The sequence below is a fragment of the Nocardia sp. BSTN01 genome (assembly GCF_015354405.1).
In the GTDB taxonomy this organism is placed as follows: domain Bacteria; phylum Actinomycetota; class Actinomycetes; order Mycobacteriales; family Mycobacteriaceae; genus Nocardia.
The window spans coordinates 1-21,147 of the sequence record NZ_JADKYP010000070.1 but is presented as its reverse complement, the minus strand read 5'-3'; the positions used below and the strand labels follow the sequence as shown (position 1 = coordinate 21,147).

At 65.7% G+C, this 21,147-nt stretch carries 20 protein-coding genes and 3 pseudogenes; 18 read left to right on the top strand and 5 right to left on the bottom strand.

Annotated elements, in window-relative coordinates; genetic code table 11:
* Positions 1-23: 23 nt before the first annotated feature.
* The gene (locus IRT45_RS32355) at positions 24-857 is read right to left on the bottom strand and encodes a helix-turn-helix transcriptional regulator (RefSeq protein ID WP_228535705.1); all 834 of its coding nucleotides are present in this window, start codon (positions 855-857) and stop codon (positions 24-26) included.
* Between the two features lie 177 nt (positions 858-1,034).
* Here IRT45_RS32355 and IRT45_RS32350 point away from each other — a divergent pair, with 177 nt between their 5' ends.
* The gene (locus IRT45_RS32350; protein WP_194809593.1) at positions 1,035-2,114 is read left to right on the top strand and encodes a helix-turn-helix transcriptional regulator; all 1,080 of its coding nucleotides are present in this window, start codon (positions 1,035-1,037) and stop codon (positions 2,112-2,114) included.
* Here IRT45_RS32350 and IRT45_RS38135 read toward each other — a convergent pair.
* A complete protein-coding gene (locus IRT45_RS38135; RefSeq protein WP_375540180.1) occupies positions 2,046-2,525 on the bottom strand; it encodes an NUDIX hydrolase in 480 nt (159 codons plus the stop codon). The two genes, IRT45_RS32350 and IRT45_RS38135, sit on opposite strands and share 69 nt — an antisense overlap.
* Here IRT45_RS38135 and IRT45_RS32340 point away from each other — a divergent pair.
* Complete coding sequence (locus tag IRT45_RS32340) at positions 2,481-3,029, top strand: hypothetical protein (protein ID WP_194809605.1); 549 nt, start codon at positions 2,481-2,483, stop codon at positions 3,027-3,029. The two genes, IRT45_RS38135 and IRT45_RS32340, sit on opposite strands and share 45 nt — an antisense overlap.
* Positions 3,030-3,173: 144 nt before the next feature.
* Positions 3,174-3,512 (top strand): hypothetical protein, encoded by a 339-nt coding sequence (locus IRT45_RS32335; protein ID WP_194809591.1) that lies wholly within the window; start codon positions 3,174-3,176, stop codon positions 3,510-3,512.
* 71 nt (positions 3,513-3,583) lie between these two features.
* On the opposite strand, the pseudogene IRT45_RS32330 reads toward IRT45_RS32335, so the two are convergent.
* Positions 3,584-4,438 (bottom strand): annotated as a pseudogene (locus IRT45_RS32330) (SUMF1/EgtB/PvdO family nonheme iron enzyme).
* Positions 4,439-4,567: 129 nt separating this feature from the next.
* Positions 4,568-5,353: an aminotransferase class IV family protein gene (locus tag IRT45_RS32325; RefSeq protein WP_255535636.1), complete on the bottom strand. Its 786-nt coding sequence runs from the start codon at positions 5,351-5,353 to the stop codon at positions 4,568-4,570.
* 161 nt (positions 5,354-5,514) lie between these two features.
* On the opposite strand from IRT45_RS32325, the gene IRT45_RS32320 reads away from it, so the two are divergent.
* The 12 genes and pseudogenes from IRT45_RS32320 to IRT45_RS32265 all read left to right on the top strand — a co-directional run bounded on the left by IRT45_RS32320 (position 5,515) and on the right by IRT45_RS32265 (position 18,505).
* On the top strand, positions 5,515-5,946 hold the full coding sequence (locus tag IRT45_RS32320) for a hypothetical protein (protein WP_194809590.1): 432 nt from the start codon (positions 5,515-5,517) through the stop codon (positions 5,944-5,946).
* Between the two features lie 159 nt (positions 5,947-6,105).
* Positions 6,106-6,297: pseudogene (locus tag IRT45_RS37310) on the top strand (cold-shock protein); the annotation flags it as partial.
* A 216-nt stretch (positions 6,298-6,513) separates the two neighbouring features.
* Positions 6,514-7,008 (top strand): hypothetical protein, encoded by a 495-nt coding sequence (locus tag IRT45_RS32310; RefSeq protein WP_194809588.1) that lies wholly within the window; start codon positions 6,514-6,516, stop codon positions 7,006-7,008.
* A gap of 4 nt (positions 7,009-7,012) precedes the next feature.
* A complete protein-coding gene (locus IRT45_RS32305) occupies positions 7,013-8,845 on the top strand; it encodes an SAM-dependent methyltransferase (RefSeq protein WP_194809587.1) in 1,833 nt (610 codons plus the stop codon).
* Positions 8,842-10,128 (top strand): NAD(P)-dependent oxidoreductase, encoded by a 1,287-nt coding sequence (locus IRT45_RS32300; protein ID WP_194809586.1) that lies wholly within the window; start codon positions 8,842-8,844, stop codon positions 10,126-10,128. Before IRT45_RS32305 ends, IRT45_RS32300 begins: the two co-directional genes overlap by 4 nt.
* On the top strand, positions 10,101-11,387 hold the full coding sequence (locus tag IRT45_RS32295) for a helix-turn-helix transcriptional regulator (RefSeq protein WP_309241252.1): 1,287 nt from the start codon (positions 10,101-10,103) through the stop codon (positions 11,385-11,387). The genes IRT45_RS32300 and IRT45_RS32295 overlap by 28 nt, the downstream gene beginning before the upstream one ends.
* Positions 11,381-12,280, top strand: coding sequence for an aminoglycoside phosphotransferase family protein (locus IRT45_RS32290; RefSeq protein ID WP_309241251.1), 900 nt, complete (start codon positions 11,381-11,383; stop codon positions 12,278-12,280). The genes IRT45_RS32295 and IRT45_RS32290 overlap by 7 nt, the downstream gene beginning before the upstream one ends.
* 639 nt (positions 12,281-12,919) lie before the next feature.
* Entirely contained in the window at positions 12,920-13,381 is a 462-nt protein-coding gene (locus IRT45_RS32285) for a hypothetical protein (RefSeq protein ID WP_194809583.1), read from the top strand.
* A gap of 142 nt (positions 13,382-13,523) precedes the next feature.
* The gene (locus IRT45_RS32280; protein ID WP_194809582.1) at positions 13,524-14,774 is read left to right on the top strand and encodes a cytochrome P450; all 1,251 of its coding nucleotides are present in this window, start codon (positions 13,524-13,526) and stop codon (positions 14,772-14,774) included.
* Positions 14,775-14,788: 14 nt separating this feature from the next.
* Positions 14,789-16,087, top strand: coding sequence for a cytochrome P450 (locus IRT45_RS32275; RefSeq protein ID WP_194809601.1), 1,299 nt, complete (start codon positions 14,789-14,791; stop codon positions 16,085-16,087).
* 10 nt (positions 16,088-16,097) lie between these two features.
* Complete coding sequence (locus IRT45_RS32270) at positions 16,098-16,478, top strand: hypothetical protein (RefSeq protein WP_194809581.1); 381 nt, start codon at positions 16,098-16,100, stop codon at positions 16,476-16,478.
* Positions 16,479-16,612: 134 nt separating this feature from the next.
* Positions 16,613-18,505 carry an acyl-CoA dehydrogenase family protein gene (locus IRT45_RS32265; protein ID WP_194809580.1) on the top strand — a complete coding sequence of 631 codons (1,893 nt, stop codon included), beginning with the start codon at positions 16,613-16,615 and terminating at the stop codon, positions 18,503-18,505.
* Positions 18,506-18,590: 85 nt separating this feature from the next.
* On the opposite strand, the pseudogene IRT45_RS32260 reads toward IRT45_RS32265, so the two are convergent.
* A pseudogene (locus IRT45_RS32260) lies at positions 18,591-18,953 on the bottom strand (IS110 family transposase); the annotation flags it as partial.
* A gap of 226 nt (positions 18,954-19,179) precedes the next feature.
* On the opposite strand from IRT45_RS32260, the gene IRT45_RS32255 reads away from it, so the two are divergent.
* From IRT45_RS32255 to IRT45_RS32245, 3 genes are all read left to right on the top strand, one after another.
* Positions 19,180-19,383, top strand: a complete 204-nt coding sequence (locus IRT45_RS32255) for a radical SAM protein (protein WP_194809579.1) — start codon at positions 19,180-19,182, stop codon at positions 19,381-19,383.
* 39 nt (positions 19,384-19,422) lie between these two features.
* Positions 19,423-20,439, top strand: coding sequence for a nucleoside hydrolase (locus tag IRT45_RS32250; RefSeq protein WP_309241250.1), 1,017 nt, complete (start codon positions 19,423-19,425; stop codon positions 20,437-20,439).
* A gap of 106 nt (positions 20,440-20,545) precedes the next feature.
* Entirely contained in the window at positions 20,546-21,118 is a 573-nt protein-coding gene (locus IRT45_RS32245) for an AAA family ATPase (protein ID WP_194809578.1), read from the top strand.
* The last annotated feature ends 29 nt before the right edge of the window (positions 21,119-21,147 follow it).

Here is a 21,147-nt window from a genome sequence, read left to right as displayed (position 1 = left end):
GGGTTCCCCCTTCGTAGATGGTGTTATGAAGTTCGGAGTTGGACGGTTCGTGCGATGTGGTCGATGAACTCTCGCGAGTCCTCGCTGCTGAGTGCCGCGGCACTGAGTCGGGCGAACAAGGCTTCGCGGGCGCCGACCGGCGGTTTGTCGAGGATGTAGCGGATTTCTCCGAGAGCTTCTACGACCGCGAGTTCGAGGTCGCCGGCCGCGCCGGGTGAAGGGACGCGGATGAGCGTGAAGCGATCCTCCATTCCGCCGCCGTCGATGGGGGTGTTGAACGGCATGATCTGGATCAGGATGTTGGGGCGCTGGGACAGATCGATCAGGTGGTGGAGCTGGTCGATCATTACGTGGCCCTTGGGGTCGCCGTGGCGGCGCCGCAAGCATGATTCGGAGAGCACGGCGTGGAACTCCGGGGCCTCGGCCTTCACGAGGTTTCGCTGCCGTTCGAGCCGTGCCTGCACCCAGTCTTCAACGGTGACGCCGGTGTGAGCGTCCGACATGTTCGCATGTAGTGCTCGGACATAGGACTCGCTTTGCAGCAGGCCCGGGATGATCTCGGATTCTGTGATCCGAAGCCGGTTTGCCTGTTCTTCGAGGTCCACGAGGAGTCGAAGGTCCTCCCAGTAGACCCGGCGATGTCCGGTCGTCCAGAAGCCGCGTCGATACTTGTCTCGCCGCAGCTCGAGCAGGCTCTGGATGTAGTGCTCGTCGGAGAATCCCAGCTGCTTCGCCAGCAGCTGGAGGTCACCGGCCGAGATCCGACCTGTACCCGCGATCAGGCTGTTGATACGAGATTGGCCGACCTCGATGATCTGTCCCGCCTCGGCTTGGCTCTTGCCGGAGGCGCGAATCATGTAGTTGATCTCGCGTCCGAGTAGAAGTCCCCGGGCGGTCCGCGTTGCCATGGGTACTACCGTAGCCGCAGTTTCGATATTCCCGATTCGGTTCCTGAATTCTGATTATCAGATTATGGTTATCGGAACAGCGACACCGCCGCCCGCGGGTCAACGAGGGCGGACTCGAGGGAGGTGGTGACGATCGACGGCAAGGAGATCAGGGCAGCACGCGCCCGGCGCGGCTGGTCTCAAGCCCAGTTGATCGCCGCCCTGCATGCCCACGCGAGCCAGCAGGGAATCGCTCTCATGTCACCCCACAGCCTCCGAATCGCGTTGTCGCGCTGGGAAAATGGCCGACATGCGCCGGATCGTTTGTATGCCAGATTGCTGCGGCAAGTGCTCGGCGTGCCAAGCACTACCGTCGACCTTGCCCGAGGCGACACTCTGTTCGAGGTCCTGCTGAACCACACCAACAGCCTGCGCATGCTCGATCGACGTTTCGGCGCTCCCGCGGCACGTCTCCAAACGGCTGCGCACGTCACCGCACTGGATGCGATGTGGCACAGCAGCAAAGGAACGGATCGATCGGTGATTGCTCGTGCACAGGCCGATGCTGCGGCGCTGGCTGCGTGGCAGGATTTCGACGTGGGCGACACAGCTGCGGCCGCCGCGCACTACAAAGAAGCTCGCATCGCTGCATTGCGCGCAGAGGATCCAATCTTGTTGGTCCACACGCTCGGTGAGGAAGCGGTGATGCTCGCCGAAACAGGACAGGCCGAAGCGGCGCTAGCACAGGTTTCTCAGGCGGAACGCATACCTGGACTGCCTCCCCTGCTCCGCTCATGGCTGTCGGCCACCGGTGCACAGGTGGCCACCTATTGCCCCGGCGATACTTCGACAGCGCGTGAGGCACTGGCGGCCGCGGAAGCCCTACTGCCGACCGACAGCTCTTGTGACGACGAAATGCCGTTCATCGCCCACAACGAAACACATCTGTCGCGCTGGGCTGGTCATATCCTTGCTCGGCTCGCAGATCCTGCCGCTGCGACGCTCACTCGCCACTCCATGCAGGTGATTCCTGAGGACTTCGTCAGGGCACGATGTGCCCAGCAGCTTGATCTTGCCCAGGCAGCAATCAACGCCGGCCAACGAGAAGAGGCGATGTCGCTGCTCTCGGCCACAGCTGACCACATCGATGACCTGGGGTCAGGACGTCTCCGCCGCCGGCACGACTCGCTCCAGCACCGAACCCGAAAGCTCTTGGCCGCCAGCTAAATTCGCGGCTGCGGCCAGCATTCCGACCGCCGTGCCCGTTCCGAGAAGTTGCCCTGTCGCCAATAGCTCGGCGGTTCTGGCCAACGGTACCCATACGAGCTGACCCGCCTCCTCGGCGTCTGCCGGCGCTGCAACTTGTCGTGGTCCGTATCCGAGGAAGATGTAATGAGGTGTCTGTACCAGACCAGGCATCGGCTCGAGTTCCGCTACAAGGCTCAGTCGCTCGACGGTGAACCCGGTTTCTTCCAATAGTTCTCGACGCGCGCACGATTCGTGTTCCTCACCCGAATCCACGATGCCGCCCGGCGACTCGTAGCCGATTGTGTCGACGATCCATCGGTGGCGCTGTAGCAGCAGAGCTCGGCCGTGATCGTCGATGACGGTGACAATCGCGACAGGATTCAGGCGCACCGCGTGGTGATGCCGATCGACTCCATCAGGCGTCGTGATGTGGTGGCGTTCCACCGACAACCATGGTCGGCCGTCGTATACCAGCTTTCCGGAGTGAACCGTGGTGCGCGGGGGGCGATCAGTCATTGCCTCACGGTACCGGCGGGTCGATTGTTTGCTGAACGGCGAATTCGTTTGCTGGTTGCTACGGGTTGCTACGTTCCCAACGCGCAGTATTACCGCCACGCTGGACTTATGTCCTGGTTGAGAAGCAAGCCGGTAGCACGAGGCACCGCGCTTCGACGGCGCGATCAACGCATCAGGATTGTCAACGGCCGCGTCATCGTCTCCGAAATCGACCACGGCGAATCCAGCCATTCAGCAGCATCGGGCGGCGCGGTTCGTGATGAACCTGCACTGAGTCCAGCGGCCGCACGGGAAGCCGTGAACCAGCAGGGGGATGTAGCGCCGGAGCTGTGGACACAGGCTGCTGCCCTTTTGTCGGCGGATCTCGACGATGTCTAGCCAGTGTGCCGCTGGAGGCCAGCGGATCCAGGGGCTGAACGGCGTCAAGCAGACGGAGGCCCCTGACGGGCGCGCGGTCACTCGCTACTGGGTGGCGTTGACCGATGCTGCTGGTATCGAGTCGGCCGCGATCGGGAGGCCGACATGACCATCGTGCGGGCGTACGGGATCGTGCGCAGCGACTTGTCCGGGGATGACACCGAGCTGGATGCCGCGCGGGTTCGCGACCTATCAGGGCGGCATGGATTCGATCTGTGCGCAGTGCGGATCGAGCATGGTGATGACGATTTCGGGTTGTTGCTGGCGACGTTGGCGCCTTCGCACATCACGGTGCTGATCGTGCCGACGGTCGCGCATGTGACTGGGTGGCTGGATGCGGTGCGGCAGGACGCGAGCGTGTGGACGGTGCGGCCCGCGGGCTGCTGGCCGCGGTTGGATGCGCCGGGCGCGGCCGCGGAGTTCGTCCCGGCGGGGTCGGCATGAGTGCCCGGGTGCGGCTGAGATGGCCGCTGGGCGGTGCGCCGACCGATGGCAGCGAGCACCGGGCGACCGGTTCACATTTTGAGTCCGATTGCAGCACAGCGGAATCCGGTGTCGTCGTCGCACATGAGGTGATTGGCGTCGTTGAATGCTGCTGGTCGGGCGGCTTCGAGCAGGCTGCTGAAGGACGAGCCTTTGAGTTCGAAGCTGCCGGGAGTCGATTCGGTCGCGCACCACTCCCAGACATTGCCGCAGAGGTCGCACACGCCGTAGGGGCTGACCGAGGATTTGTAGCAATCGACGGGTGTGGTTGTGCCGGCTCCGTCGAAGACCTTGCAATTGCACTTGGCCGGGGTCACCGAATTGCCTCATGGCCAAGTGGCACCAGATGTGCCGCGGGCCGCCTTCTCCCACTGCTGCGCGGTCGGCAGTTGTTTGCGGGCCCAGCGCGCGTAGGCGGTGGCGTCGTCGTGGGTCACCCATACGACGGGGTGATCAGCGATGGCAGGAGGTGGCTGGCCGTTGTCCCAGTGCCGGGGCGCAGGATGCCCGGTCGCGGTCACGAAGGTCGCGAAGTCCGCGTTGGTGACCGGGTAGGTGTCGATGTGGAATCCGGGCAGCCACACCGGTTGGTCCATGGGGCCGGAAAGGAAGACCCCTTCGGGGATCCAGGTCATCGAGCGGCCGTCGACGGGGTGGCGGATGCGGTCGGGCTGGATCAGCTGGTCGCTATCGGGGGCCTCGCCGATCGCGTCGGCGGGCACGAGAGTAAGGAATCGTGTCAGCTCGTCGGGGTTCAGTCGGGACAGCGAGGTGTCGAGCGCGGCCTGATTGACCGGTCGCGGCTTGATGTCGGCTCCTTTGGCCTCCCAATTGGAGACCTGACGTTCGGTGACGCCGAGGTGGGCTGCGAAGTCGACCAAAGACATTCGCCAGGCGTCGCGCAGCGCGGCTACTTCAACTCCCGTCCACGGCCGAACCAGGCTCTTCATCGACAGCGTCGCCCCTTCTCGATCTGGTGGCGTCCGAGCCTACTGGGAGCCGGGGGCAGCGGCGTGCTAGATCCGCTGCGGCGGAATGGACTTGTAAGCATCCTGGAGGATCGACACTGCCTCGTGCTCGGGCCATTTCGTGTCGTCGATGCAGGACACGGCGCGTACGCCGGTTGCGGCGTTGGTGGCGACGACGGCGGCGTAGTCGCCGAGCTGGGCGAGAGTGACCCGCTCGTTCACCACGTCTTCGTCGAGAACCTGGTTGAGCAGCCGCATGGTGGTGCCCGGGAGGACTTCGGCGCGCGGCCAGACGAGGTGCCCCTCGCCGGTGATGAATCCGATATTGCTGGTGGCGATTTCGCTGATCGAGCCGTCACCGGCGGTGAACACGACATCATCGAATCCCTGGCGCTGCGCGACTCCGCGTTGGTGCAGAGCGCCGAAGAGGCCAATGTGCTTGACCCGGGGCAGATCTCGCGAGTACACGACCGATTGCAGCCGCAACGGGGCCGCCGGCCCGGCCGGTGCGTGCCGTATAGAGACCAGTACGTGCGGCTCCGCGGGGGCGCCCGGCTTGGACAGCTCGAGGGCCGGATCGTAGATGGTCACTCGGACGACTACCGGCCCGTCGGCCTCGCGGATGGCGTGCCGGACGTGGGCACGGACACGATCGGGATCGAGCTCGGCGTTGAAAACGGTGCGGCTGTCGCGGCCCAGCCGATCGAGGTGCATTTCGAGTCCACGAACCGCGCCGCCTTCCTCGACCCGCATCGAGGTGAAGTGCCCGAGTCCGACCAACGCCAGCGGAGCGAGGTCGTCCACCGTGACCGGCACGCCGTTGAGTTCCATCATGGGGCCAGTGTCCCACCGGCTAACCGGTGCGCAGCAAGCGCCCGGGCGCGAAATTCAGTGAAAGTTCAGTGCAGTTCAGTGGTGATGCAGTTCCAGCTCATACCGGTTGTGCCAATGCTGAAGTGTATGGAAATCGCGGAGCGTGACGCCCGGGAGGCAATATGACCATCCGCGCGCTCGTCAGTGATGACCTCCTCCCGGACTGGCACCAGCTGTGGGCAGCGGTGCGCGGCGTTCGCGGACCGGGCACACATCCGGTGACGACCCTCGCTTCCGGCTTGGCACGAACGCACAGGCTCGCGAACGGGAGGGACAGCTCGCTTGTCGCTCGCCGCCGTCTGTGGTTGATCTGGGCGATCGACGCGTGGGTGGCCGAGCACGTTCGCGCCGTTGACCGGCAGGTCTCTGTCGGCGCCTACATCGACGAGCTAGCCGCGGCGGCAGTCGCCGCCGATGACGCGGTCCGGCATGACGGCGCGACGGGCGAGGTCCTGCATGAGGTCTTCACCGAAGCAGCCCGGTTGGCGGCCGGCTGGACCGAGTTCGCCAAAACCGCGGCGCCACGCGTCTACCAGGCAGGTGCCCTTCGATGAGACCCACAGCGCGGCGTCTCGTCGAACTCGTCCAGCCGCGTCGGTTTTGCTCGTGGCCCGTGCGGACAGCGCCATCGACACGCGCCGCGTCGGAGCAGGCGGGATGACCATGCTGCATCCCATCCATCTTTCAAGAGACAGATTTTCGTGAGGTGAAAAATGCCGTTTGGCACCGTGAAGTGGTTCAGCGACGAGCGCGGTTACGGATTCATTGCGGCAGAGGACGGTACGTCCGACCTGTTCGTCCACTACCAGGGCATCGCCGGCAGCGGGCACCGGTGTCTGCAGGCAGGACAACGGGTCTCCTGCACCGTCGCCGAGAACCCCAAAGGTCCGACTGCAATCGATGTGGCCGTCGCAGAGGAGGGACATGCCATCGTCCCAGGGTGCGGGCCCAAACGCGCGGCAGATGCCGTCGATCGAACGGATCATCCGACACCCGGGAGATGACATTAGCCGCATCTGGAGAGCCGCCACATTCTCGTAACGGTCACCTCCGGCCACTTCGGGATCGACGTCCCAATATTCCTGTGCCCCAACCACTTTCAGACAATCCATGGAGGTCTAATGTCGACAGCCGTCTCGCTGCCGCAACTCGCAATCGGCGAAGAGGTTCCTGCCTCGCCGCGCCGGGCCCTGTATCCAGCCAGTGCACCAGCCGACTCCTTCGCTGACAGCCAGCGCTATTACGAGAATCTGTACGGTCCAACACGTTACGACGCAAACACCCGCGCCCTGACGGTGCGTGCCCACGCCTTCCGTGCGTTGATGGTGACACGCGACCTTGCGGACGTGGCATCCGAAGCACTACACGGGCAGACGTTGCCGATCTTCGCTGTCCGCCACGGGATTCGGGTTCTCATGACCGCGCCGCCGACTGCGGCTGACGACATCGTCCGCTTCTTCCCCCGTGGTGTCACAATCGTGGGCCGCGCAGCGGAGCTGGCATTACCGACTCCGGGAAACCCAACTAGGTGGTGGTTGGCCGCCTTTCCTGAGGGCGCGGAGTTGCCGCCCTATCACGAGGTCGTCGAGGCGGTGCTGGGGGCGTGCAGTGGATGAGGCCATGCGCGAGTTCCCGGACGCTGACCAGTTGTTCGGCTCGGACAGCAGCTGCGTGAGCGAAACCATCAGTTGGAATCCGGCTGTCGTTGACGCGCTGCGCGGCCTCGCCGGCGACGTCACGCCGTTGCAGGTGATCGATCTAGCTTCCGCGGCGCTGCCGACCACGGTCGGCACTCGGATCGTGCTCGGCTACGAGCACAGCCAACGCGCGTCGACGCGCTTCCGCGCCGCCCTGTGGCATCTGCGCGCTCGGCATGCGGCAGGCAAGGTTCCCCCGGCAGGAATCGTCGTGCCCGCTGCGACGGAAGAGTCTGCGCAGGCGTGGGTACTTGCTGCCGCTACCACCAGAACCCCGGCGACACTGCTTGTTCCCCCTGCTCTCGAAGCCGCGGTAGCAGACCTGCACCGCGACGGGATAACGCTCGAGGTGGTCGACGGCGGCGATCTCGCCGACCGCCGCGACGCCCTCACTGCGTCGGGACAGGTGCTGGTCGCAAATCCCCATGACCTGCTCTGCGCTGCGGGAGCAGGGTCGTGGCTGCACGACCTCGACAGTGCGATGCCGGACATAGGGACGGTGGTCATCGCCGCGAACGATGCCGCGCTGCTGTTGGGCACCCTGGTCACCGCACACCGGCACCACATCAAAACTGTTCTCGTCACGCGTCGCGGTGCTGCGGTCCCCAGCGCGGTGCAACAGGCCTTGGCCGACGGCAAGCAGTTTCCTGGATTGGCTCTCGACGGCCGTCGTATCCAGCTGGAGGCAGTCACTGTCGGCGATGCCCAGATCGAGACCGCACGGGCCGTGCTTCTTCGCCGCGGCCTGGCCGCTGGCGCCGAGGCGGCGATGGCACTGGCGGCATTGACCTCCACGAGCGACGGACCGTTGTCGGGCTACCGCCCCGAACGACACGAAAAGGTCGCAGTACTGCTGAGATGGTCGGCCGACGAACGCCGCCCGACCAGGACCGACGATCAGACAAGGACGACGGGGATGTGTGCACAACACGGGCACGGACAGCGCAGTTCGATCACCGTGATCGACGATACCGTCGCCCGCAGCGCGGGAATTCACAGCTACCTGGTCGACTCCGGAAAAGACTGCTACCCCAAAGACATCGAGATCGGAAGACGCCTGAGTAGCGACTGCCCGTCGGTTCAGTACTCGGCGCGCGCCGCCCGAGCGTTTCTCGAGCGGGCAGTTCACCATCTCGCCAATGAGCATGGGATCGCGCAGTTCGTCGAGTTGGGGTCGGGCTATCCGTTCGCGCTGAACGTGCATGAGGTCGCCCGCGCTCAGCAGCCGACCGCACGTACCCTCTACGTCGACAGCGATCCGGTGATTGCCGCGCACGGACGGGCGCTGCTGGCCAATATCGACGGCGCGTTCTTCGCCCACGCCGACGTGACCGACACAGACGCCTTGGCGCGCGAGATCGCCGCCACGATGGACACGGCTGAGCCGATTGCGCTGTGTCTCGGGTTCGTCGCCGAGTTCGTCGCTGATCCGCACATGGTGGTCGAGGCGGTGTCGGCGGCGCTGCCGGGACCCATTTACTGGATCCTCAGCCACGTCACTACCGATGTACGCCGCCGCGAGGAGGTCGACCGGGCGGTGGAGATATACCGCACGGGCGGCATCGAATTCCACCCACGCGCACGGGAAACGATCGCCGAGATCGTTGCCCAATGTGAATTGCTCAGCCCCGGACTGGTCGCTGCGACGAGCTGGTGGCCGGAGACGGCAAGCACCGACCGGATCTCGACGCTGCCGAGCGCCAATTCGGATGCACACGAAGACATCTGCTTGGCCGCGGTCGGGAGAGTCCGATGATCTGCCTACACGTCCCACTGACGGACCGCACGGGCGGTGAACAGTCGGTCGCGGGGGAGGACCGCCACAACGTCGTCGCCGCAGCCGCGTCGAGCAACACGGTGTTGGTGGTCGAGGACGGCCGGCTACCCGCGAGATGGCCGTACTTGGCTGAGCGGCTGCGTGAAGCGCTGACAGCCCGCGGCATCGCGGTGCGGTGGGAAAGCATTCCCGCTGGCGCGCATCTGCGCGACCTTCCGTCTGTAGCGGAGGTGGTTGCGCTGGTGGTGCTGGGAGTCGAGCCCGAACCGGCCGATATCGATGCCTTGCCGAAGCTGGCGATGGTCGCCGGCGTCGGCGGTGTCGGAACCGCGGCCGCGCAACGAGCGGGCCGCGCGATCGCCTGCGTCGACGGCGGCCGCGGTCACTGCGACTCGATCGCGGAGATGGCGATCGGGTTGATGTTGTCGGCGCTTCGGCAGATCCCCAGCTGGCACCTCAAGATGGCATACGCGGGCTCGGTGGTGGGGCCACTTCCTCAGTGGCAGTTCGCCGATCACCCCGGATTCGTCAACGGCACGATCCGCGGCAAACAGATCGTGGTGGTCGGCCTGGACGGCGTCGGTGCTCACATCGTCGAGCTATGCGACGCCTTCCACGCATCGGTCGCGGTGTTTCATCCCGATGCCGCGGACGTCGATTTCACCGTCTCCGGGGTCGAGCGAGTGGATCTGGATCACATCGCTTGCCACGCAGAGATTCTCGTCGTGCCTGCGAGCTCACCGGAGCATCGGATACCCGCTCGAGTGGTCGACCAGCTCAACCACGGGACGCTGGTCGTGACCCTGGCCAGCGCCGGAATCGATATGCCCGCGCTGCGTGCGCGCGTCCTGAGCGACGAGCTGGCCTGGGCTACCGACATCGACCCAAACGATCCGGTCCGCGCCGGTGATCCGATCCTGGGCCGCCAGAACGTCGTCCACGCCCCCGGGATTGCCGGGCGAACCCGCGACGCCAACCGCAACGTCGCGGACGTGCTGGCGGAGAACATTTTTCGCGCTGTCAACGGCGCCCCTCCGTGGTTGTGGGACTGCCCACCACTACCCGACGCTTCCGATCGGGAGGCTCCTGTGCAGCAGGTTTCGCATGACGTCGCAGACGATGACAGCGAAGAAGCAAAGACCGACTCCGACAGCCGCGGCGGCGATGACACTGGGATACCAGCGCCGGGGCTGGGTCCGCATGATCGAGGTCGCGCCGCTCGTGGTGGATCGCATTGCGGTTCGGGCTCCGGGGAGGGTTGAGCGCCTTGACGGTAGGGGGCGGCGACAACGCAGCAGCGGTCGGCGGAGGATGCACATTCCGTTCCGAGGCATATCGTCTGCGGCGGCGTCGAGGGATGACGGTAGCCGAGCTGGCGGCGCACGCGAACTTCGACAAGTCCTATCTCGGGCGAGTGTTGGGTGGAAAGCGTCCACCCACTCAGCAGGTCGTCGAACGTCTGGACGCTGCACTGCAGGCCGATGGGGTGTTGCTCGCGCTCGCCGCCGCGGATTCTCTGCGCGATCGTCTCGATACCGCGGCAGGCGAGTCCGCTGCCATGGCGCGTCTGGTCCGCAACGATCCGGTGGATGGGTCGACCATCAGCGAGCTGTCTGCCAAGGTGGCGTCGATTGCTCAGAATTATGTGTCCGAGCCGCCGTTGCCGCTGCTGCACGAACTCCTTGTCGTGCGGGATCAGATCCAGCACATGCTGGAGCTGGGCCCTCGCCCTGCCACACTGCGCGATCTGTGCTTGCTGGGTGGAGTCACCGTGCAGCTGCTCGGCGAGGTCACCGACGATATTTCGGGCAGCACCGCCGCGGCGCTGAAACATCTCCGGGCTGCACAGCATTTGGCCGAAGACGCCGGACACCCTGGGTTGCAGGCGTGGATCGCGGGAACCCGTGCCTTGGTCCTCGAATGGTCCCCGCGACCACATCAAGCGCTCGAGATTCTGGAGGCGGCTGTCGGGCGAACCCCACCGGGCGACCACGGGGTGCGGTTGCACGCCTTGCAGGCCCGGTGCGCCGCGCGGGTCGGTGACGCCCGCCTTGCCCGCGCGGCTGCCAGCCGCGCGGAGGAGGCAGCCGACCGGGTCGCCAGCGACGAGGTCAGCGCATTCGGTGGTGTCATGACCTTCCCCCGCGCCAAGGCCGCCTACTACCTGGGCCGCGCCTTTTGCCGACTCGGCGATCACCCACAGACCGAACGCTGGGCAACAGAAGCCATCACCTCCTACAGCACCGGCCCCGCACAGCAACGCTCCTACGGCGACGAATCCCTGGCGCGAGTCGACCTATGTATCTCGCGGCTCGGCGTCGGCGAACTGGAAGGCGCCGCGGAAATCCTTGCCCCGGTGCTGGAACTTTCAGCCGAACAGCGCATTGCCCCCATCATGGAAGGCATGCAATCGATCACCGCCACCTTGCAGGCGCACCGCCACAGCGACGCGCCGGCCGCGAAGGACCTCGCCGCCGCCATCACTGCCTACACCGCCCGCCCGGCCCTGGCCCTGTGGTGACCGCGCCGCTGCCGGACTACGACATCCTCGCCGCCGCGTGCGCGGAGGCGAACCTCAATTACACGGATGCGCAGCTCATCCGGGCGCACTCCAACTCGGTCTACCTGCTCCCCGGTGAACGGGCCGTGGTGCGCATCGGCCGGCAAGACCACGGCCTGCGAGCACGCGCGTCCCTGACCCTCACACGATGGCTGTCCGAGCGCGGTGTACCGGTCACCGAACCTCTGCTCGACCACGCGATCGATGTCGATGCTTGCACGATCACCGTGTGGCGTTACTACCCGCAGGACACCCGGCCGGCGCCGCCCATGCGCGCGCTCGGCGCCATCCTGGCCCAGTTGCACGCCTTGCCCCGCCCGCCGATCGAGCTGCCCGCCTACCCGCCTCTCGCGCGGTTCACAGCCGTCCTCGCCGATCCTGCGGTGCAAGGGGTGCTGAAAGACGACGACCTCGAATTTCTGCAACAGCAAACGCGCTCGGTCCTCGACCGCTATCAGCATCTCGATTCTCGCCTGGGAGTCGGCTTCATCCACGGCGACTCCTACACCGGAAACTGCGTGTGGGACGGCGATCTCGTGCGGCTCGGCGATTGGGACGAGGCCTGCATCGGTCCCCGAGAACTGGACGTCGTCACCGCATGCCACGACAGCCGATTCGGCGTTTCCGACGATGAGATCGCCGAATTCCTCCGCGCCTACGGCACTGTCGCAGTGCCTGAATTCCGTGCTGGCGCTGCGGCCTCGACCCTATTCGCCATGCGAGACCTCCACACGCTCGCGGGCTACGTTCGCCGCGCCGCCCGCGGGGACACCCCTGCCGCACGTGAACTCGAACATCGCCTGCGAACTCTGCGCCATCCCGAAACGCCGGCCGAACCATGGCACGCGCTGTAGCCGAAGGGACGTGCCGAAAAACCAGGTCAAACCCCCGCACGTGTAGTCGGGATGAAACGATATGGCAAAGCCGGTGATGTCCGAGCTGGATCCGGCCTACCCGCCCCGCCTGAAACCGGACCCGGCCGTTGCTCCTATTTCGTCGGACCCGGGGGCCCGAGCGGGCGGGCTCGACCGCGTCTGACCCAGAGGCAACGAAACTCTGCCCGGCGCAACAGGTTTGCACATCCGTGTTGTCAGCCCTTGTCGAGCGAGCGGCCAAGGACCCCTCGCCGTGCTGTCGCTGGCCTATCTCGATGCGCGGGCGCGCACTATACCAACGTCGACCCCACCGTGAGGGCTGAATTTAGTGGTCAAAAGTCAGCATTTCAACTGACCACCGCGAGCTATTGCGCCGACACCGCGCAGATGCCGAAAATGGTTCTCGGAGGGGGCATTTCCCAGATCATCGGGCACTTCCACTTCCTGTGACCGGCCGCGCAGCATCGATCGACACCCATCGATTCGATCGATGAACCATGCGCGGGGATGCCTTGTGTCCATTTGACAGGAGGGATACGCAATGACCAGACTGCCGCACCTTCCGCCGAATACGGAAACCTATGCCGCGCAACTGCTTTGCATCGTGCGAGGAATGCGATGAGATGCGGGGGCGCTGCTTCGCTCGATCCGTGGCCCGACGCGGCGGCCATGATGGGTGCGGTGCGTGCGGCACTGCGCGGAGATATCGGCGCGTGCGAGCATCCGGTGTTGAGCAAGGTGCGTGAGCTGGCGAAGATGTATCGCGACCACGGGGAAGCCGCGCGGCGATGTGACGCCCCGCCGGCCGTGCTCGGATACAACTCTGCTGTCGCCGGGCTGTCCCAGGTCGACACTGCGGCACGAGGTTTCATATCCGCGTTCGACGCGCTGGCCTGTCAGGCGCTGCCTGTCGGGCAGACGCGACCGGGCCTTCTCGCCGCGCGAGTCGTGTACTGGGCGGTGAACGCCACCACCCACACCTGCCACGACGTCGTCGCGGCCTGCAATGCCTACGACGACTGGCGCGCCCGCCACATCCCGGCAGCCGAATCTCACCGATCCACGACACTCTGCAGCTGACCGCAGCCCGCGATCCGCCACACGCACTGCGACGCAACCAAAGCCGTCGATGCAGCCGAGCCGCATCCGACCTTGCCCTGACGAGCTCGCGACTGGTTGCGCGCGCCTTTCACCTGCCTCACCACTGACGTCTGGAGTTTTCGTGTCCCTGCCCTCGTCCGCTCGTCCCGCTGCGTGCCCGATCAGCCACGGACCGCCCGGGCGGGACGTGTCGTTTTCGCCGATCAGCGGCCCGGAGTTCGCCGCCGACCCGCACGCGGTGTATCGGAAGATGAGGCATCGGCACCGCGACCTCGTGCCGGTCGACGTGGGTGCGCCGGCGACGCTGGTCACCAGCTTCCAGCTCGCGGTGGATATCCTCCATCAGGACGACCGCTATCCGGCGGATCCGCAGGCCTGGTCGGAGCACGCAGGCGCTGGATCTCGGGCGCTCGCGGTCCTCGGTCCACGAGCGGATGCACTGCATACCTCGGGCGATACGCGGCTGCGGTTGCGGAAGGCGATCGTCGACAGCCTCACAGAGATCGACACCTACGCTGTCGAGGCGTCGGTCGCCGAGGCGGCAGTTCGCCTGATCAATCAGTTCTGCCAGGCCGGCGAGGCCGATCTCGTCGCGCAATTCGCCCGGCCTCTCGTCGCCGAGACGATGCACCGCGTGCTCGGGTTCGCGCCGGACACTGCCCGGATCGTGCTCGATGCCCTGATCGCGGTGCAGACGGCCGATCCACTGGTCCTCGAGCGGGGCCGGGCGCTGCTGCGCGAGGTGGGTCTCGACACCGCCAAGACGAAACGGCGGAGTCCTGGCACCGATGTGGCGTCACGGCTGATGGCGCATCCAGCGGGACTGACCGACGAGGAGATCGCCGACCAGCTTGTGCTGCTGTCGACATACCTGGCTCCCACGTGGGCCTTGATCGGCAACGCCGTTCTGTTGTCGATGACCGACGACCGTTTCGGTGGCGAGGTGCTCGGCGGAGCGCTGTCGGCGCAGGAAGCAATTGACGAGGTCCTGCATGCACATCCGCCGGTGTCGATCGCGGCGCCGCGGTTCCCGCGGCAGATGCAAGTCCTCGACCAGGTCGGCACGCTGCACGAAAACCAGCCGCTGCTGGTCGGTCTCGCGGCGTGCCATGCCGACCCCGCGGTGGCCAGCGATAACCGCAAGGGCAACCGCGCACACCTGGCCTTCGGTGCCGGCGCCCACTCGTGCCCGGCCGCGTCGGTGGCGACCTTGATCGCTCGGACGGGGCTGGACCAGCTGTGGGACGCCCTTCCCGAACTGCAACTCACCACACCTGTCCACCAGCTCGAGTGGGTGAACGACCCGTTCGCCCGCGCTTTGACGCAGTTGCCTGTGCGCTTCCCACCCGCGCGGCCGTTCCGGCTTCCGTAGGAGAGACCTTGACCATGCAGCACCCGTCCGTGGCACTTGCCGGCGCGCCGCCGACGCCGATCGAAGAGGTCGGGCCCCGAATCAGCTTGTTCTCAACGGAATTCGCGAACAATCCGCATGCGATCTACCAGCACATGCGCGACAACTATGGCGGCAGTTCGCTGATCCCGGTCCTGCTGGCACCCGAGGTGCCCGCGACCCTGGTAATCGGCTGGCACACCGCCCGCAAAATCCTCGTCGACGACGAGCATTTCCCCGCAGATCCCCGCGCCTGGCAGGACAGTATGCCGGCGGGATGCCCGATCAGACCGATGACCCAGTGGCGTCCCAACGTGCTGCACGCGGACGGTGCCGTGCACACGCGCTTGCGTGCCGCGATCAACGACAGCCTCGCAGGCATCGATCACCACCGTTTGCGCGACCAGGTCGTGCGGATCGCGGAAGCGTTGATCGAACGATTCTGTGGTGAGGGCCGGGCGGACGTCCTCACCGATTACGCGTACCCGCTGGTGTTCTCCGTACTCAACGCGCTGATCGGCTGCTCGGCCGAGGCCGGCAGTCAGGTCGCGGACGCCATGGCGCGCATGTTCAACTCCACCACCGGCACCGAGACCGTCGAAGAGGACCTGGCTCACGCCCTGGGGCGGGTTGTCGCCGGCAAACGCATCCGCTTCGGGGACGACATCACCACGCGACTACTCCGATTCCCCACCGAGCCCGGCGAGCACGCTCGGCTGTCCGACAACGAAGCCATCCATCAGCTGGTGCTGCTCTTCGGCGCGGCTATTGAACCGACCGTCAATTTGCTGGCCAACACAGTGCTGCGCATGGTCACCGATGACCGGTTTCTTTCCAGCGCAACGAGTTCCAGCGCAACGATCCCCGACGCGTTGGACGCGGAGTTGATCTGCAACCCGCCGATGGCCAACTTCGGCACCACCTATCCCAGGCGGCCGTGCGTCGTCGATCAACCCAACGGCCAGCGCATCTGGCTGCCAGCCAATCAGCCTGTCGTGATCAGCATTGCCGCCTGCAACAACGACCCGCGGGTGAACAAGGGCGATCTGCGGGCGGCCGATTGGCACCTGGGATGGCTCACCGGCCGCCACGCCTGCCCTGCCGGGGCGCGAGACGCGGCGAAGCTCATCGCCGGAACAGGGATCGAAATGCTGCTCGACGCGGTGCCCGACCTCGTACCGACCAACCCGCACCCCGTGTATCGCCCCGGCCCCTTTCACCGGGCGCTGGCCGAATTCCCGGTCACATTCACCAAAACCACCCCTCTGCCCGCCCGCCTGCCCGCCGACAAATAAGGAGGCCACCATGCCCGCCGTGCCAGGCCTGACGGCGTCCCTCGACCCCGACGGCATCGGGATGACACCCGAAGAGGTCAACCTCTACCTCGCGACGATCCAGCTGACCAGCGAACAAGCGCGGACACTGTGCGACATCCTCCCACCGACCGACCAGATGGACTCTCGGTGGTGGTACGAGGCACCCACCCAGATCGCCGCCGCCATCCGCACCCGGGCTGAGGAACCGCACCACGCCGAGCGATGGGGAGCCGATCACGCCGAGTTGGCCGCGTTGTGCGAAAACCTCACTCGCCCACAAGCAGTCGCCCTCGTCGACGCCATAGTCCGCGCCCGATCCGCGCACGCCGATCCCGACGAGGCACTACGAGAAGTCCGCCTCCTCACCTGACAGGCGCCGGCCGAGCCCTTCGGCATCCGCCTACATTCCGCATCCCGAGCCAAAAGGAAAGTCGCTCAGAAGAATCGGCGACGTTATCGGTCACCTGTACTGAGCCCGTCGCCCGCAACCTCGAAGGAATCGTGATGACAACCATCGATCCCGCAATCGCTGCCGCCGAACCCTCAGCTGCCACTTCTGGCGATTCTCCCACTAGTATTCGGCCGGCTGAGGCCTTGGGTGCGGCGCTGTTCGGTGCAGATCAGAAACGTCGCGCGATTGTGCGTGAGGCCGCGGCTGCGATCGGCTACCGCCCCGAGCCGGGCAGGACCTACATGCAGAAGGCCGTGCGCGGCCCTGGGGAGCTGCGATCGGTGATGTCCGCGATCGGTGGATCGGCTGTCGCGATCTCTGGCGACGACGAGCTGCGGGGTCTGCTTAGCGAGGAAATCGCGGTGCTCGCCCCGCAGGGGCTTACGCCATTGACCGGTCATCTGGACCTGGCGATCGGCGCGATCACGACACTCGGCAACGGGTCTGCCTACCAGCAGCAGATACTCGACGACCTCGATCGAGGTGCGGCCCTCGGCTTGGCCGGTATCACCGAGGTCGGTGGCACCAACGGCAACAACTGCCGAACGCTCGCAATCTATGATCCCGCCACCGAAGGCCTGTGGCTACGGACCGTCGACATGCTGGCCTGCAAATTCAAGCCCAACGGCGCGTACCCGGGCCTGCCGACGGTCATGGTGGTCACCGCCCGCCTGATCGTCGACGGCGAGGATGAAGGAGTCCTGCCTGTCCTGCTCCGGCTGCACGACGGCACCGAGTTCGCATCGGGAGTCGAGGCAGAATTGCTGCCTGAGGGGATCTCGACCCTGCCGCACTACATCTTCAAGTTCAGTGACTGCTGGGTGCCGAAAGATGCTCTGCTGGCAGGTGATTGGGCACGCATTGCCGATGACGGACGGTTCGAGTGCAGCGTGCCGACGCCTGAGCGCTTCCATCAGGCCACCGGATCTCTGGGAGCTGGCCGACTAGACCTGGGCCGGGCCTCGCTCGCCGCGGCCCGGGCCGCGGTATCGGGGCTGTTCACATTCGCGAAGCAGCGAGGCGGGCATCAGTTCAACCCACCGCAGCGTGGTCGGCGGATGGTCGACCGTGACCCGGTGCGTGCCGATCTCGTTACCGCTGTCACCGACCTCTACGCGGCCACGATCCTTGCCCGCTACATCGGGACCATGCGCGCACACGCCAGTGGGAGCGACCCAGAGACGATGGTCTGGGCGATGCTGGCGAAAGTCTCGTTCACGACTGTCGCTCACGAGCGGATGCTGATGTGCCGGCTCAACACCGGGGCCCACGGCGCGACGATCACCAGCCGCCTCGCCGAATGGCACAACAACGGCCTCGCCGCGATGATCGCCGAAGGTGTCATCCAGGCCATGCAGGTCAAAGCAGGCCACCAGCTCCTGCGGACCGGTCAGCTGCACCTGGAGGGAACCCCCGCCGAGTTGCCCGACCTCGTCCAGTTGCTCGCCGAGCGTGAGCGGGTGATCGCCGAAGCACTCAACAGCGGCGACACCATGACCGCGGGACCGGTTCTGGGCACCGACTCGGCTGCCATCGAACTCGCGCAGGCGGCCATCGAACGAGCACTGGCCACCGCACCACTGATCGCGGCCGCTGAAACCACCGACCCCGACACACGAGATCTGCTTGCCACGATCGCAGTCGCCTACGCCGCCACATGGGTCTACGCGCGATATGGATGGTTCAGCACTCACCAGCATCGGATGCAGACAGCCATTCCGGCCGCTAGCACGCTCGCCATTCAGCTGGCCGGGTATCGACACGCCCTCGCGCATCGGCTGCCGGATCTGGTCGACGCCTTCGCCGTTCCCGACCTGCCCGGCTCCCCGCTGTCGGGCAAGGACTACACCACCCCCTGCCGCGAACTCACCGGATGGGACGCGAACAGCTTCATCCCCGCCGATGCGCCGCTACCGAATAGTCGGCCGGTCCGGCCAACCGACTGACACCTCAGGAGTCTCGATGAAGTTGCCAAGCCGCGAGCGCGACCGGCGGAGTGGGGGTGAACACCCGATCGTCGCGCAGCAACGCTCACAACACCCCGACCCACCGCCGAGCCGTGATCACCACCTGCACGTGCTTGCAGCCCTCACCCCGCTTCTTCAGGTAGAAGTCCCGGTTCGGTCCGTTACACATGATGCTGGTCTTTGCCGACAGGTAGAACACCCGACGCAACCGCCGGCTGTAGCGTTTCGGGCGATTCAGGTTGCCGGTCCGGCGACCCGAGTCCCGCGGGACCGGCACCAACCCGGCCGTCGACGCCAGGTGCCCGGCATCGGTGTAGGACGCGAGATCGTCTGCGGCGACGACCAATTCCACTCCCAGGATCGGCCCGAGTCCGGGCAAGGACTCGATGACCTCGGCTTGCGAGTGCGCGCGGAAGGTGTCACGGATCCGGCCCTCGAGGCGTTTGATCCGGTCGTCGAGGTCCAGGATCGCCCGCGCGCCCTCGACCACGATCCCAGCGGGGACGCCCTCGCCGGGCAAGATCATGTGCTGAGAGGACGCTGCCTCAATCCATCAACTGTGGGACGCCACCGACCAGCTCTCCAGACAGTTCCGCGCCAGCGTCTTCGAGTACCGGCCCCCCTATCCCGGCACCCCGGAATGGGCCCGGCTGATGGATACCGGTCGCTACACCCCCGAACAACTTCTCGCCTACACCCAAGTCGATCTCACCGAAGGCGGCGTCGACGAAACCATGTACGGCCGGGACGAATTCAACTTCTCCATCGGCATCCAGCTCTCGCAGGCACCCATCAGCTACATCCACGACAAGCTCACCTACCTCAGCCGCACCCAATACGCGCGCAGCCTTCACTGAACATCACTCCAGCACAACAGAATCCCGAAGGACATCACTGTGCTCTCCAGCGCCTCCGCCAGCTGCGACGGAACACTCACCGCCCGCGCACTCCTGCCCACAGCCCGACCAGGCACGCCCGAAGCGACCGATCGTTCTCCCATCCTGCTCGACACCGACACCGGTGGAGACCCGGACGACGCGACCGCTGTGACCTGCGCAGCCCACCTGCCCGAACTCGCGGCAGTGATCACCGCTGATGAGAACTACGGTGAACGAGCGCGATTCGCCCGGCACCAACTGGATCTACTGAGCCGGCCCGACGTGCCTGTCACCGCCGGAGCCGATCTCGGCAACACGAAGTACTGGGTCGTCGCGGGGATCACCCCTGACATCATCCCCGCCCAGCCCGATGAGGTACTCAACGCAGTGCACTCGGTGTGCGCGAAGACCACCGGCCCGGTCCGGTGGGTCGGATGCGGCCCGATGACCAACCTCGCATCCGTCCTGCGCGCCACGCCCGGGCTGGCCGACCGACTGGAGATCACCCAGATGGGCGGGGCGATCAACTACCGCGACCCCGCCAAGGCCGAACACAATTTCCGTCTCGACCCCGACGCAGCCCGCTACGTCCTTACCCACGCACGCCACCTGACCTTGGTGCTATCCGACGTGACATTCACCGACGAGATCGCGCTATACCCCGGGCACCCGCTCTATCAACAGCTCGCCGCACCCACCGCCCCGGAATGGGCAGCCCTGCTGGTCGAGCACATCGACCGCTGGGACGCAGATTTCGGTTACACCACCAAAATGCACGACCCGATTACCCTCACGGTGGCACTCGGACTGCCATTCGTCCGCCTGGAACGGCGCCCGATCACCATCGCCGACGACGGCCGAATGAGCGTCGACCATTCAGAGGGTCGGCCCGTCCTGGTCAGCACAAGCGCGGACTATCCCGCATTCATGGGCTGGTTGACCAGGAAACTCACCAATTGGGCACCCATTGCACCGCTGGCGGCACAAGCATCGCCGCGCCGCGGTGCACGGCTGGGATCCGGCCTCGATCGGTGAGATCTGCTTGGCGGCGGCGGGGAGGGCCCGATGACCTGCCTTCACATCAGCGCGGATCGTCGTTGTCGTCCTTCGTGCATGAACACCCGATCCAGGAGGAACAATCTTGTTTGTTTGGCTGAACGGCAGTTTCGGCGCCGGTAAGACATCGATTGCGAAGGAGCTGGTTGCGGCCGACCCGCAGCACTGGCGGCTGTTCGATCCCGAGTTTGTCGGATTCATGCTGCGCGCACAGTTCGCGGATGCGGAGGTAAACGACTTTCAGGATCTGCCGTCGTGGCGGCGGTTGGTCCCGTTCGTCGCAGACGATATTGCCACCGAGACTGGGCAGAACCTGGTGATCGTGCAAACGGTACTGAACCAGAGGTACTGGACCGAGATCACCAACGGCATCGCGGAACTGGAGCATCCGCTCCGTCACGTGCTCATCGATGCCAGACCGCAAACGCTGCGGCAGCGTATCAGCGAGGACGAGGTTCTGCACCGCGCGGCAAACTGGCGGCTGCAACACGTGCCCACATACATCAATGCCCGCGACGACTGGCTCGCGAATGCGGCCGATCTGGTGATCGACACCACCTCCCTAAGCCCAGTACGTGCCGCCGCCGGTATCACAGAGGCCATCGATCGGTGGGCCACAGACGACACTTCGGAGGGTTGGGAGGGTCTATCTCGCTAAGGGTGTTTCCGGCGGTTTCTCTCAGTAGG